This window comes from Citrobacter sp. Cpo015 (genome assembly GCF_030333035.1).
In the GTDB taxonomy this organism is placed as follows: Bacteria; Pseudomonadota; Gammaproteobacteria; order Enterobacterales; family Enterobacteriaceae; genus Citrobacter; species Citrobacter portucalensis.
In genome coordinates, this window is the sequence record NZ_JAOWGS010000019.1 from 891,489 (window position 1) to 904,892 (window position 13,404).

12 protein-coding genes and 1 other annotated feature are annotated in these 13,404 nt (G+C 53.3%); of the genes, 5 read left to right on the plus strand and 7 right to left on the minus strand.

Features of this window, described 5'->3' with window-relative positions; genetic code table 11:
* Positions 1–9 precede the first annotated feature (9 nt).
* The 4 genes from trpCF to trpL all read right to left on the minus strand — a co-directional run bounded on the left by trpCF (position 10) and on the right by trpL (position 4,668).
* The gene (trpCF, locus tag OGY67_RS04365; protein WP_286573802.1) at positions 10–1,368 is read right to left on the minus strand and encodes a bifunctional indole-3-glycerol-phosphate synthase TrpC/phosphoribosylanthranilate isomerase TrpF; all 1,359 of its coding nucleotides are present in this window, start codon (positions 1,366–1,368) and stop codon (positions 10–12) included.
* 3 nt (positions 1,369–1,371) lie between these two features.
* On the minus strand, positions 1,372–2,967 hold the full coding sequence (gene trpD / locus OGY67_RS04370; protein ID WP_003020639.1) for a bifunctional anthranilate synthase glutamate amidotransferase component TrpG/anthranilate phosphoribosyltransferase TrpD: 1,596 nt from the start codon (positions 2,965–2,967) through the stop codon (positions 1,372–1,374).
* Positions 2,967–4,529, minus strand: a complete 1,563-nt coding sequence (locus OGY67_RS04375; protein ID WP_032943611.1) for an anthranilate synthase component 1 — start codon at positions 4,527–4,529, stop codon at positions 2,967–2,969. The genes trpD and OGY67_RS04375 overlap by 1 nt, the downstream gene beginning before the upstream one ends.
* A 23-nt stretch (positions 4,530–4,552) precedes the next feature.
* Positions 4,553–4,647, minus strand: a sequence feature (Trp leader region).
* Positions 4,624–4,668, minus strand: a complete 45-nt coding sequence (gene trpL, locus OGY67_RS04380) for a trp operon leader peptide (protein WP_012905981.1) — start codon at positions 4,666–4,668, stop codon at positions 4,624–4,626. (Overlaps the previous feature by 24 nt.)
* Before the next feature lie 135 nt (positions 4,669–4,803).
* On the opposite strand from trpL, the gene rnm reads away from it, so the two are divergent.
* The 3 genes from rnm (at position 4,804) to rluB (ending at position 7,275) form a co-directional block, all read left to right on the plus strand.
* Entirely contained in the window at positions 4,804–5,682 is an 879-nt protein-coding gene (rnm, locus tag OGY67_RS04385; protein ID WP_060682125.1) for an RNase RNM, read from the plus strand.
* Entirely contained in the window at positions 5,679–6,299 is a 621-nt protein-coding gene (locus tag OGY67_RS04390; RefSeq protein WP_003833336.1) for an L-threonylcarbamoyladenylate synthase, read from the plus strand. The genes rnm and OGY67_RS04390 overlap by 4 nt, the downstream gene beginning before the upstream one ends.
* A gap of 100 nt (positions 6,300–6,399) precedes the next feature.
* Positions 6,400–7,275, plus strand: a complete 876-nt coding sequence (gene rluB / locus OGY67_RS04395; protein WP_003020625.1) for a 23S rRNA pseudouridine(2605) synthase RluB — start codon at positions 6,400–6,402, stop codon at positions 7,273–7,275.
* 83 nt (positions 7,276–7,358) lie between these two features.
* Here rluB and cobO read toward each other — a convergent pair whose 3' ends face one another.
* Positions 7,359–7,949 carry a cob(I)yrinic acid a,c-diamide adenosyltransferase gene (cobO, locus tag OGY67_RS04400; protein ID WP_032943609.1) on the minus strand — a complete coding sequence of 197 codons (591 nt, stop codon included), beginning with the start codon at positions 7,947–7,949 and terminating at the stop codon, positions 7,359–7,361.
* Positions 7,946–8,707 carry a YciK family oxidoreductase gene (locus OGY67_RS04405; protein WP_048216262.1) on the minus strand — a complete coding sequence of 254 codons (762 nt, stop codon included), beginning with the start codon at positions 8,705–8,707 and terminating at the stop codon, positions 7,946–7,948. Before OGY67_RS04405 ends, cobO begins: the two co-directional genes overlap by 4 nt.
* A gap of 221 nt (positions 8,708–8,928) precedes the next feature.
* Between OGY67_RS04405 and sohB the strand changes: the two genes are divergently transcribed.
* On the plus strand, positions 8,929–9,975 hold the full coding sequence (gene sohB, locus OGY67_RS04410) for a protease SohB (protein ID WP_258893440.1): 1,047 nt from the start codon (positions 8,929–8,931) through the stop codon (positions 9,973–9,975).
* Positions 9,976–10,083: 108 nt separating this feature from the next.
* Here the strand turns inward: sohB and OGY67_RS04415 are convergent, their stop codons facing one another.
* The gene (locus OGY67_RS04415; RefSeq protein WP_003020616.1) at positions 10,084–10,335 is read right to left on the minus strand and encodes a YciN family protein; all 252 of its coding nucleotides are present in this window, start codon (positions 10,333–10,335) and stop codon (positions 10,084–10,086) included.
* A gap of 398 nt (positions 10,336–10,733) precedes the next feature.
* On the opposite strand from OGY67_RS04415, the gene topA reads away from it, so the two are divergent.
* Positions 10,734–13,331 carry a type I DNA topoisomerase gene (gene topA / locus OGY67_RS04420; protein WP_003833325.1) on the plus strand — a complete coding sequence of 866 codons (2,598 nt, stop codon included), beginning with the start codon at positions 10,734–10,736 and terminating at the stop codon, positions 13,329–13,331.
* The last annotated feature ends 73 nt before the right edge of the window (positions 13,332–13,404 follow it).

Here is a 13,404-nt window from a genome sequence, read left to right on the forward strand (position 1 = left end):
TCCTTTTCCTTAATATGCGCGCAGCGTCTGAAAGACCGAAGCCAGAAGATGTGCATCTTTGATGCCCGGCTGAGACTCTACGCCAGAATTGAAATCGAGACCGGCACAGCCGGTTTTTGCCGCGTCAACGCAGTTATCTGCGCCGAGTCCGCCAGCCAGTAAAACGTTATCCAGCGATTGTCCGCCTAAAAGTGACCAGTCGAAGCGTTGACCGCTGCCGCCCTGGCCGTTGTCGAAGACGTATTTATCGACATGCTGATAATCACGGGCTGGCAACGTCTCGCTGACGCTGAGTGCCTTCCAGATTTGCACCTGTGCGGGCAGTAAGTCGCGCAGGGCGTCAACATAGGACTGGTCTTCGTTACCGTGCAGTTGCACGGCAGTTAGTCCCAGCTCCGCCGCTGTTGCGCTCACGTCGGTAATATCTGAGTTGCGAAACACCCCGACGTATTGCAGCGGTGCGCCGGTCATGGCCTCTCGCGCCTGTGCAACGTTGACCGCGCGCGGTGATGTGGGGACAAAAATCAAGCCGCCGTAAATGGCGCCCGCTTCGTATGCCGCATTTGCATCCTGAGCCCGGGTTAAACCGCAGACTTTATTCTCGCCGAGCAGTACGCGACGCACGGCGGTGTGCAGATCGTCATGCGACATCAGCGCAGAGCCAATCAGAAAACCGTTGGCGAAGTGGCTGAGCTCGCGCACCTGACCGTAAGTATTGATGCCGGACTCGCTGATGACGGTCACACCGTGACCCAGACGCGGTGCCAGTTGACGAGTGCGATTCAGATCAATCGACAGGTCGCGTAAATCACGGTTGTTGATACCAACGACTTTGGCGCCCAGTGCGATAGCACGCTCCAGCTCTTCTTCGTTACTGACTTCGGTCAGTACGCCCATTTTCAGGCTGTGGGCGACGGCGGCGAGTTGACGATATTGCTCATCATCGAGCACCGACAGCATCAGCAAACAGGCGTCCGCCTGGTAGAAACGCGCCAGGTAAATCTGGTAAGGATCGATAATAAAGTCCTTACACAGAATCGGCTGCGGTGCGATGCGGCTGACAATAGGCAGGAAATCAAAGCTCCCCTGGAAATACTTCTCATCGGTCAGTACGGAGATCGCGGAAGCATAATGTTTATAGATGCTCGCAATCTGTGCCGGGTCGAAGTCATCACGGATCACGCCTTTTGATGGAGATGCTTTTTTGCATTCCAGAATAAAGGCGGTGCGTGCACCTTGCAGCGCATCGTAGAAATCACGTGAGCCAGGCTGAACATCATTTTGAAAGCTGGCCAGCGGTTGTTGCTGTTTGCGGGCTTCTACCCAAATCGCCTTGTCTGCGACAATTTTCGCTAAAACGGTTTGCATCATTTACCCTCTTGCTGCCAGTGCAGTGACGCGGTCATAGGCCGCACCGCTACGCAGTACATTAATCACGGTTTGCGCATTGGCTTTTAAATCTTCTTCACCGTGCAGGCGCATTAACATGGCGACATTCGCGGCAACAGCAGCTTCATGAGCGGCTTCACCTTTACCTTGTAACAAGCGACTAAGAATGTCACGGTTTTCTTCCGGCGTGCCGCCAGCCAGCTGTTCCTGGTGGTAAGGCGTCAAACCAAAGTCTTCTGCCGTCAGTTGATAACTCTTGATTTCCCCATCGTGCAGCTCTGCCACAATGGTCGGCGCATGCAGCGAAACTTCGTCCATGCCACCACTGTGCACCACGGCTGCTCGTTGATATCCCAGCACGCGCAGCGTTTCAGCAATCGGTAGCACCAGTTCCGGGCTGTAAACGCCGATCAGCGCCAGCGGCGGATGCGCCGGGTTAATCAACGGGCCGAGCACGTTAAACAGCGTGCGGGTTTTCAACTGCTGGCGTACCGGCATGGCATGGCGAAAACCGGTGTGATATTTCGGCGCAAACAGGAAGCACACCCCGAGGTCGTCTAGAGCCTGACGGGATTTATCAGCGTTCATATCCAGATTGATGCCAAATGCCGCTAACAGATCCGAAGAGCCAGACTTGCTGGAGACACTGCGGTTGCCGTGTTTGGCAACTTTCAGTCCGCAAGCCGCCGCAACAAAGGCGCTGGCGGTAGAAATATTGATGCTGTTGCTGCCGTCGCCGCCGGTACCGACAATATCGGCAAACAGATAATCAGGGCGCGGGAACGGTGCGGCGTTTTCCAGCAGCGCGGTTGCCGCACCGGCAATTTCATTCGGGTGTTCGCCACGAATTTTCATGCTCACCAGCGCCGCAGCCAGTTGTTCCGGCTTCAGTTCACCGCGAACGACTGCGGAAAACAGCTGGTGACTTTCCTGCTGGGACAGCGTCTGGGCCTGATACAGTTTCTCCAGAATGGGTTGCAGCGTATTGGTTTGTTCAAGCTTCTGTTGCGCCCAGGCCAGCGTTTGTTCCAGCAAACGCGCGCCCTGGGTGGTCAGAATTGATTCTGGATGGAACTGGAAGCCGCAGACGCGATCGGTATCGTGACGTACCGCCATCACCATGCCGTTAAAGTGGGCGTTAATGGTCAACCCAGCAGGTACGTTGCTGCCAACCAGTGAATGATAGCGTGCCACCGGCAGCGGATTCGCCAGACCAGCAAACATCGCCTGACCGTCGTGTTCAATGCTGGACGCTTTGCCGTGCAGGATCTCTCCGGCCTGACCCACATATCCACCATAGGCTTCAACAATGGCCTGGTGTCCCAGACAAATACCGATGATTGGCAGCTTGCCGCGCAAACGGGTTAACAGCTCCGGCATGCAACCTGCCTCGCTTGGCGCGCCTGGTCCTGGTGAGAGCATCAGCACCGGATTTTTCATGGTTGCTAAGCGGTCAATCAACGTCTGGGCCGGAATATGGTTGCGGTAAATCACCACGTTGTGACCATTAGTACGCAGCTGATCCGCCAGGTTATAGGTAAAAGAATCGATGTTATCAAGCAGCAGAATGTCAGCCATTAGAAGGTCTCCTGTGCGTGGTGCGCGGTAGCGATAGCACGCAGAACCGCGCGCGCTTTATTACGGGTTTCATCGGCTTCAGACTGCGGTACAGAATCCAGAACAATCCCGGCACCGGCTTGTACGGTGGCAATACCGTCTTCCACGAGGGCGGAGCGAATGACAATACAGGTATCCAGATCGCCATGCGCCGTGAAGTAACCTACCGCACCGCCGTAGCTGCCACGGCGACGACCCTCGGCCTCGGCGATAAGCTGCATGGCGCGAACTTTTGGCGCTCCGCTTAACGTGCCCATATTCATACAGGCGCGGTAAGCGTGCAGCACATCCAGATCGCTACGCAGCTCGCCGACCACGCGCGAAACCAGGTGCATAACGAAGGAGTAGCGATCGACTTTTGTGAGGTCAGCAACATAGCGGCTGCCAGGCGTACAGATGCGCGCCAGGTCGTTACGCGCAAGGTCAACCAGCATCAGGTGCTCAGAAAGCTCTTTATGGTCGGTACGCATCTCCAGCTCGATACGGCTGTCGAGATCGCGATCAAGCGAACCGTCCGCACGACGACCGCGCGGGCGAGTACCAGCAATCGGGTAGATCTCTATCTGGCGGCTGGTGGCATCATATTTCAGCGAGCTTTCCGGGGAGGCGCCAAACAGCGTGAAATCGTTGTCCTGCATGAAAAACATGTATGGGCTGGGGTTACTTTTCTTCAGCACATAGTAGGCCGCCAGCGGAGATGGGCAGGGCAGCGAGAAACGGCGGGATGGCACCACCTGGAAAATTTCGCCCGCGCGAATCGCTTTTTGCATGCCACGAACTACGGCGCCAAACTCTTCATCGCTCTGATTGCACTCGCAGCGCATCTGCGGGACTTCAGTGACCGGCAACGGCGGCGCAGGCTCGGTAAGCTGCTGGCTCAATTGCGCCAGACGAGCATTAAGACGCTGTTTTTCCGCATCATTGGGGGTAAAAATACTGGCCTGAATACGGGTGCTTTTTGTCTGGTGGTCGATAACCATCAGCGTTTCTGCCAGATAGAAGCAGTAGTCAGGGCAACGGTTGCCCGCTTCAAGCTGAGGTAAATCTTCAAAACCGGCAACCAGATCGTAAGAAAACAGACCGCCGAAGAACATCGCTTCACGTTCTTGCGCTGGAACATTAACCAGCTCCTGCAATAAACGGAATGCATCAAATACGGACAGGGAGCATAAGCGGGCGTCTTCATCGAGCAGAGGGCTGACGGCAGGGAATCGCAGATGACGACCATTCGGCTGTTGTTCGTTCTCAACGCCAGCGGGCAGGGCAACATCCAGCAGCGACAGCAGCGATGCGCCGTTTGCGGACAATGCCTGAATAGTGACAGTGTCACCGAGAGCGGTAATGCGTAATGCGCTGTCGACCAGCAGCAGGCTCTTCAGATCGTCTTTGCTGTCGATATCTGCAGATTCCAGCAGCAGTGTTGCTGGACGTGCGCCACACACTTGATGAAACAGCGCCGTCGGATTCTCACGGTAGGCGGCATCGCAGGCAAGCAGTTCGAGTGTCGGTTTTTGAGTTTGCATCGTTATTCTCATTAATTTTGTTCAAAAAAAAGCCCGCTCATTTGGCGGGCCGGGTATCTGGTTGCATATTGCAGACGTAAGACACTGCCCGAAATCAGGAAGTGCGCCACCAACCGTGCAGAACAAATGTTGCTTTCATCTCAGATACCTTCTTCATGTGAACTTGCGTACTAGTTAACTAGTTCGGTGGAATAAAGTCAACACCTGATTTCAGTATATTTGTCGAAACCGCTATGATGGGCGTGATACGACATTTATTGAAACGGGAGCCGCCTTGAGCGACACGAATTACGCAGTGATTTATGACCTGCACAGTCATACTACAGCCTCCGATGGGCGATTAACGCCAGAAGCCTTAGTACACCGTGCGGTAGAGATGCGAGTCGGTACACTGGCGATCACCGATCATGACACCACGGCCGGCATTGCGGCGGCAAGAGAAGAAATTTCACGTTCAGGTTTAGCCTTAAATTTGATCCCTGGCGTCGAGATATCAACGGTCTGGGAAAACCATGAGATCCATATAGTGGGTCTGAACATTGATATCGCCCATCCCATGATGTGTGAGTTTCTGGCGCAACAAACGGAACGTCGTCAGCAGCGTGCACGCCTGATTGCCGAACGACTCGACAAAGCGCATATCCCCGGCGCTTGGGAAGGGGCGTTACGCCTGGCCGATGGCGGGGCGGTTACGCGGGGCCATTTTGCGCGTTTCCTGATGGAATGTGGAAAAGCCACAACCATGGCGGATGTCTTTAAAAAATATCTTGCCCGTGGGAAAACCGGTTACGTTCCGCCACAGTGGTGTACAATAGAACAAGCTATTGATGTCATTCATCATTCTGGCGGTAAGGCTGTTCTGGCTCATCCTGGGCGGTACGATCTTAGCGCTAAGTGGCTGAAAAGACTGGTTGCACATTTTGCTGAACATCGCGGCGACGCGATGGAAGTAGCACAGTGCCAGCAGTCTCCCAATGAACGCACCCATCTGGCGACGCTTGCGCGTTCGCATCAACTGTGGGCATCGCAAGGGTCTGATTTTCATCTACCCTGCCCATGGATTGAGTTGGGCCGTAAACTTTGGTTGCCCGCAGGCGTAGAAGGCGTCTGGCAACTTTGGGAGCAGCCCGCGATCACAGAGAGGAAAGTATGAGTCAGTTTTTTTATATTCATCCCGAAAACCCGCAGCAGCGACTGATCAATCAGGCCGTTGAAATCGTGCGTAAAGGTGGGGTGATCGTCTATCCAACCGATTCCGGCTATGCGTTGGGCTGCAAAATTGAAGATAAAGGCGCCATGGAGCGCATTTGCCGCATCCGTCATCTGCCGGACGGGCACAACTTTACGCTGATGTGTCGTGACCTGTCCGAACTGTCGACCTATTCTTTTGTCGACAACGTGGCATTCCGTTTAATTAAAAACAACACGCCGGGTAACTACACCTTCATCCTGAAAGGGACGAAAGAAGTTCCGCGCCGTTTGTTGCAGGAAAAACGTAAGACCATCGGCCTGCGTGTGCCATCGAATCCGATTGCGCTGGCGCTGCTGGAAGCACTGGGCGAGCCGATGCTCTCTACATCGCTGATGCTGCCGGGCAGTGAATTTACTGAGTCAGACCCGGAAGAGATTAAAGACCGTCTGGAAAAACTGGTGGATTTGATTATCCACGGTGGCTATCTCGGTCAGCAGCCGACCACGGTCATCGATTTAACCGACGATTCCCCGGTGGTGTTGCGTGAAGGCGTCGGCGACGTTAAACCTTTCTTATAAGGGCGCGAACCGCTATACTACGCGGCCTTAAAATGGCGCTGACTGGCGCCGTTGATTCTCCTGTTCGACGCCTGTGAAGGCGACATCTAAAGGAAGCTCTATGAGCGAAAAGTTACAAAAAGTGCTGGCGCGCGCTGGCCACGGTTCTCGCCGTGAAATCGAATCTATTATTGCCGCGGGTCGCGTGAGCGTTGATGGCAAAATTGCCACGCTCGGCGATCGCGTTGAAGTCACTCCGGGTCTGAAAATCCGTATCGACGGTCATCTGATTTCGGTTAAAGAGTCTGCAGAGCAAATCTGCCGCGTTCTGGCCTATTACAAGCCAGAAGGTGAACTGTGTACCCGCAACGACCCGGAAGGTCGTCCGACCGTGTTCGATCGTTTGCCAAAACTGCGTGATGCGCGCTGGATTGCCGTAGGGCGTCTGGACGTGAATACCTGCGGTTTACTGCTGTTTACCACCGATGGTGAACTGGCTAACCGTCTGATGCACCCAAGCCGTGAAGTCGAACGTGAATATGCGGTACGTGTGTTTGGTCAGGTTGATGATGCAAAACTGCGCGATCTGAGTCGTGGCGTACAGCTGGAAGATGGTCCGGCGGCATTTAAAACGATCAAGTTTAGCGGTGGTGAAGGGATCAACCAGTGGTATAACGTCACGCTGACCGAAGGGCGTAACCGTGAAGTCCGTCGCCTGTGGGAAGCTGTAGGTGTACAGGTAAGCCGTCTTATTCGTGTTCGTTACGGTGATATCCCGCTGCCGAAAGGCCTGCCGCGTGGTGGCTGGACAGAGCTTGACCTCGCGCAAACCAACTATCTGCGTGAACTGGTGGAACTGAAGCCGGAAACGACATCTAAAGTTGCCGTCGAGAAAGATCGTCGTCGCATGAAGGCAAATCAGATCCGTCGTGCGGTGAAGCGGCACTCACAGGTCGGTAGCAGCCGTCGTCCGGGTGGTCGTAGCAACAACGGTTAATTATGAGTGGGCCTGATAAGCAAAGCGCCATCAGGCCTTAGCGTGGAGCCGGATGCGGCGCAAGCGCCTTATCCGGCCTACTGTCAGTAATCAATCCCTATCTGGGCCTTCACGCCCGCTTCAAACGCATGCTTGACCGGGCGCAACTCGCTGACCGTATCCGCTAACTCCAGAATATCGCGATGACATCCACGGCCGGTGATAATCACCGTTTGATGGGCAGGGCGCGCGTTTAGGGCAGTGATGACCTCTTCAAGCGGCAGATAGTCGTATGCCACCATATAGGTCAGCTCGTCCAGCACCACCATATCCAGTTTATCGTCGGCCAGCATCCGCTTACCGTGTTCCCACACGGCCATACAGGCCGCGGTGTCGGACTCACGGTTTTGCGTTTCCCAGGTAAATCCTGTCGCCATAACCTGAAACTCTACGCCGTGGGGTTCAAGTAAGTTACGTTCTCCGTTTGGCCACGTACCTTTAATAAATTGTACGACGCCGACTTTTTTACCGTGGCCCACCGCGCGCGTGGCGGTACCGAATGCGGCGGTGGTTTTACCCTTACCATTTCCAGTGAATACGATGATGATCCCGCGCTCGTCCGTAGCGGCGGCAACGCGTGCGTCAACCCGATCTTTTACGCGCTGTTGACGTTGTTGATAGCGTTCTTCACTCATTGGGCAATTCCTGGTTTACGGCCCGGCTGGGCGTCAAAAGTCATACCGGTTTTACGGCGGCTGTCATCGCCCATCAGCCACAGGTAGAGCGGCATAATATCGGCGGGAGTTTTCAATTTTTGTGGATCTTCCGTGGGGAATGCACTGGCTCGCATACCTGTTCGTGTTCCACCAGGATTGATACAGTTTACGCGCAGATGACGGTTTTGATACTCATCAGCCAGAACCTGCATCATCCCTTCGGTCGCAAATTTTGAGGTGGCATATGCACCCCAATTGGCGCGTCCCTGGCGGCCAACGCTGGAAGAGGTAAAGACCAGCGATCCGGCATCGGATTTGAGTAACAACGGCAGCAATGCCTGAGTCAGCATAAAAGTGGCATTCACATTTACCTGCATCACATCCTGCCAGACCAGCGGGTTTTGTTCACTCATTGGGCAAATATCGCCGAGTAATCCGGCGTTATGCAGTACGCCATCCAGACGTGGGAAATGTGCGGCAATGCGCTGTGCAAGCTGGTGACATTCTTCAGAGGTACAGGTCAGTAAATCCAGTGTAAACCACTGTGGTTGTGTTCCGTTTTCATCGGCGATAGTGCGGGCAACCTGACGCAGTTTTTCTTCGTTACGCCCAAGCAGGATAACGGTCGCGCCATAGCGTGCATAGGTCTGCGCGGCTTCGCGTCCGATACCATCGCTGGCACCGGTGACAAGAATAATGCGGCCCTGTAAAAGGTCTTGTTTAGGTTGGTAATGCACGGCTACTCCTCGGCGACGCCCTGGCCATCTCGTTCGCAATAACTTTTGGGCTTTATGCCTTAAACCCTGTTCTTTTTCAATCAGCCAAAGGCAATAACACCGCAAAATGAACGCTTTGTCATGCTTTTTACTGATTCAGCACTGGATGTATGAAGCAAGACGAGGTGACACGCCTGTTGTACACTGAGCGGAAGTCGCGTTGTTTAACCAAGGTGGGTCTCGTGGAATTGTTGTCTGAATATGGGCTGTTTTTGGCAAAAATTGTCACTGTCGTGGTGGCTATTGCAGTGGTGGTGATGCTGATCGTAAACGCGACACAACGCAAACGTCAGCGTGGGGAATTGCGGGTTATTAACCTCAGCGATCAATATAAAGAGATGAAGGAAGACCTGTCGCTGGCCTTATTGGATGGGCATCAGCAAAAATTCTGGCATAAGGCGCAGAAAAAGAAACAGAAGCTGGAGGCGAAGGCTGCCAAGGCAAAAGCAAAACAGGGTGACAGTACGTCATCAGATAAACCTCGTGTATGGGTGCTTGATTTTAAAGGCAGTATGGATGCCCATGAGGTCAGCGCATTACGCGAAGAGGTGACGGCGGTGCTGGCGGTTGTTAAACCTCAGGATCAGGTGGTGGTTCGTCTGGAAAGCCCGGGCGGTGTGGTACATGGTTATGGCCTGGCTGCGTCCCAGTTACAACGCCTGCGCGATAAGCAGATCCCACTGACCGTCACGGTAGATAAAGTCGCTGCGAGCGGCGGATATATGATGGCCTGCGTGGCAGATAAAATTGTTTCGGCGCCGTTTGCTATCGTCGGCTCAATTGGCGTGGTGGCGCAGATCCCGAACTTTAACCGCTTCCTGAAAGGGAAAGATATTGATATCGAACTGCACACCGCCGGACAGTACAAGCGTACGCTGACGCTGCTTGGCGAGAACACGGAAGAAGGGCGGCAGAAATTCCGTGAAGATCTGAATGAAACACATCATTTGTTTAAAGATTTTGTCCATCGTATGCGCCCGACTCTGGACATTGAGCAGGTTGCCACGGGTGAACACTGGTTTGGTCAACAGGCGCTGGCAAATGGGCTGGTGGATGAGATCAACACCAGCGATGAGGTGATCCTCGGGCTGATGGAAGGTCGTGAAGTGTTGAACGTTCGCTATCTGCAGCGTAAAAAGCTGATGGATCGTTTTACCGGTAGTGCGGCGGAGAGCGCCGATCGTTTGCTGATGCGCTGGTGGCAGCGGGGGCAGAAGCCACTGATGTAAAATTGTCATTGCCGGATAGTGATGCTCACACATCCTATCCGGCCTACAAATAGGCATCAATGTAGGCTGGATAAGGTGTTGCCGCCATCCGGCAAATTATTTCTCGAGTTAATCGATCAAGTGATACTTTTCAGAAAGTACGTGCGCCAGGTGTTTAAACATATTAAACACAGCCGTACTTTTGGGCGTTGGTAGCCCTTGCTCGTCTAAAAAGTAATCTCCGCTGAAAACCAGCACGCCGTTTCGCTGCGTAACGCCGGTGGCGACAATCCCCGCCAGCGTGTCCTCATGCTCACGAATGATTTTGTTGGCTTCAATCAGCAGTGTTTCGCGATCGATGGGTTGAGTGTCTTTATGCATGATTTACTCCTTAAACAAGGACATTAGTCTACGCTGAGCCCGCCTTATGGGCAAATATTCCCTGACATAAATGAAGGTTTTACGACAGTGTTACAACTGGCGAGATTTGTTTTTGCATGCTAATAAAGTTGCGTAACGCATTTTATCAGGTACAGTGTGACGCTTTCGTCAATCTGGCAACAGATTTGCTTGACATTCGACCAATACTTCGTCGTGCTAGAGCGTTTGTGAGAAAAAAAGCCTGTTAACTCAGTTACATGAGAGTTACATTACAAGCGCAAAACAGTTTAAGGGGTTGATATCCGCCGACGCAGAGACCATATCGATGTCTCGTCGCCAGTGGAAGGTGAATCAACGTGCGACGCATTCTGGAAGAATCAAATTAGGTAAAGGTGAATATGGGTAAAGCTCTTGTCATCGTTGAGTCCCCGGCAAAAGCCAAAACGATCAACAAGTATCTGGGTAATGACTACGTGGTGAAATCCAGCGTCGGTCATATCCGTGATTTGCCGACCAGTGGCTCAGCAACTAAAAAGAGCGCCGACTCAACCTCCACCAAAACGGCTAAAAAGCCCAAAAAGGATGAACGTGGCGCTCTCGTCAACCGTATGGGTGTTGACCCGTGGCACAACTGGGATGCGCGCTATGAAGTGCTGCCTGGTAAAGAGAAAGTTGTTTCTGAACTGAAGCAACTGGCTGAAAAAGCCGACCACATCTATCTCGCAACCGACCTTGACCGCGAAGGGGAAGCCATTGCATGGCACCTGCGGGAAGTCATCGGTGGCGACGACACCCGCTACAGCCGCGTGGTGTTTAACGAAATTACCAAAAATGCTATTCGCCAGGCGTTTGAAAAACCGGGCGAGTTGAACATCGATCGTGTTAATGCGCAACAGGCGCGCCGCTTTATGGACCGTGTTGTGGGCTATATGGTGTCGCCACTGCTGTGGAAAAAAATTGCGCGTGGTCTGTCTGCCGGTCGCGTACAGTCTGTGGCTGTGCGTCTGGTGGTTGAGCGTGAACGCGAAATCAAAGCATTTGTTCCAGAAGAGTTCTGGGAAATTGATGCTAACACGACCACGCCGGGCGGCGACGCGTTGCCGCTTGAGGTGACGCATCAAAATGATAAACCGTTCCGTCCCGTAAATCGGGAACAAACGCTTGCCGCGGTTAGCCTGTTGGAAAAAGCGCGCTATAGCGTCCTGGAACGTGAAGATAAACCGACCAGCAGCAAGCCGAGTGCTCCGTTCATTACCTCCACGCTACAGCAGGCTGCGAGCACGCGTCTGGGCTTTGGTGTGAAGAAAACCATGATGATGGCGCAGCGCTTGTATGAAGCGGGTTACATCACTTACATGCGTACTGACTCAACCAATCTGAGCCAGGATGCTGTCACCATGGTTCGCGATTACATCAGTGATAATTTTGGCAAAAAATATTTGCCGGAGAGCGCGAACCAGTACGCCAGCAAAGAGAACTCGCAGGAAGCACACGAAGCTATCCGTCCTTCCGATGTCGCCGTACTGGCGGAGTCGCTGAAAGATATGGAGGCCGATGCGCAAAAACTGTATCAGCTGATCTGGCGCCAGTTTGTAGCTTGTCAGATGACGCCAGCGAAATATGACTCTACCACCCTGACCGTGGGTGCGGGTGATTTCCGTCTGAAAGCGCGTGGTCGTATTCTGCGCTTCGATGGTTGGACCAAAGTGATGCCCGCACTGCGTAAGGGCGATGAAGATCGCATCTTACCAGCGGTGGACAAAGGCGATACGTTGACGCTTATCGAGCTGACACCTGCGCAGCACTTCACCAAGCCGCCTGCACGCTTCAGTGAAGCTTCGCTGGTTAAAGAGCTTGAAAAGCGTGGTATTGGTCGTCCATCCACCTATGCGTCGATCATTTCTACGATTCAGGATCGCGGTTATGTTCGCGTTGAAAACCGTCGCTTCTACGCTGAAAAAATGGGTGAAATCGTCACCGATCGTCTGGAAGAAAACTTCCGCGAGCTGATGAACTACGATTTTACCGCGCAGATGGAAGACAGCCTCGACCAGGTGGCGAATCACGAAGCCGAATGGAAGGGCGTACTCGACAACTTCTTCACTGATTTTACTCAGCAGTTAGATAAAGCCGAGAAAGATCCTGAAGAAGGCGGTATGCGTCCGAACCAGATGGTGCTGACCAGCATTGATTGCCCGACCTGCGGACGCAAGATGGGTATTCGTACCGCCAGTACCGGCGTTTTCCTTGGTTGCTCCGGCTACGCACTTTCCCCGAAAGAGCGTTGCAAAACCACCATTAACCTGGTGCCGGAAAACGAAGTATTGAACGTGCTGGAAGGCGATGACGCGGAAACGAACGCATTGCGCGCCAAACGCCGCTGCCAGAAGTGCGGTACGGCAATGGACAGTTATCTCATCGATCCTAAGCGCAAATTGCATGTGTGTGGTAATAACCCAACCTGCGACGGCTACGAGATCGAAGAGGGTGAATTCCGTATCAAGGGTTATGACGGTCCTATCGTAGAGTGCGAAAAATGTGGTTCTGAAATGCACCTGAAAATGGGACGTTTCGGCAAGTACATGGCGTGTACTAACGACGAGTGTAAAAACACCCGTAAGATCCTGCGTAACGGTGAAGTTGCTCCGCCGAAAGAAGATCCGGTTCCGCTGCCGGAACTGCCGTGTGAAAAATCTGACGCGTATTTCGTGTTACGTGATGGTGCTGCAGGTATCTTCCTGGCGGCCAATACGTTCCCGAAATCACGTGAGACTCGTGCGCCGTTGGTGGAAGAGTTGTACCGCTTCCGCGATCGCCTGCCGGAAAAACTGCGTTATCTGGCAGATGCGCCGCAAACAGACCCGGATGGTAACAAGTCTATGGTTCGTTTCAGCCGTAAAACCAAGCAGCAATACGTTGCCGCTGAGAAAGACGGTAAGGCGACTGGCTGGTCCGCGTTCTTCGTTGACGGTAAATGGGTAGAAGGGAAGAAATAACAGCGTTACGGCTGAATTTCTCCTCAAAGGGTCGCGTAAGCGGCCCTTTTTGTTTCTGGCATATTATTTTTTG

What these genes read in the sequence shown, in the direction of transcription:
- cobO (WP_032943609.1), bottom strand. Translation starts at nt 7,949, where the DNA reads ATGAGTGAAGAACGCTATCAACAACGTCAACAGCGCGTAAAAGATCGG.
- trpD (WP_003020639.1), bottom strand. Translation starts at nt 2,967, where the DNA reads ATGGCTGACATTCTGCTGCTTGATAACATCGATTCTTTTACCTATAAC.
- trpCF (WP_286573802.1), bottom strand. Translation starts at nt 1,368, where the DNA reads ATGCAAACCGTTTTAGCGAAAATTGTCGCAGACAAGGCGATTTGGGTA.
- rluB (WP_003020625.1), top strand. Translation starts at nt 6,400, where the DNA reads ATGAGCGAAAAGTTACAAAAAGTGCTGGCGCGCGCTGGCCACGGTTCT.
- topA (WP_003833325.1), top strand. Translation starts at nt 10,734, where the DNA reads ATGGGTAAAGCTCTTGTCATCGTTGAGTCCCCGGCAAAAGCCAAAACG.
- OGY67_RS04390 (WP_003833336.1), top strand. Translation starts at nt 5,679, where the DNA reads ATGAGTCAGTTTTTTTATATTCATCCCGAAAACCCGCAGCAGCGACTG.
- OGY67_RS04375 (WP_032943611.1), bottom strand. Translation starts at nt 4,529, where the DNA reads ATGCAAACTCAAAAACCGACACTCGAACTGCTTGCCTGCGATGCCGCC.
- OGY67_RS04415 (WP_003020616.1), bottom strand. Translation starts at nt 10,335, where the DNA reads ATGCATAAAGACACTCAACCCATCGATCGCGAAACACTGCTGATTGAA.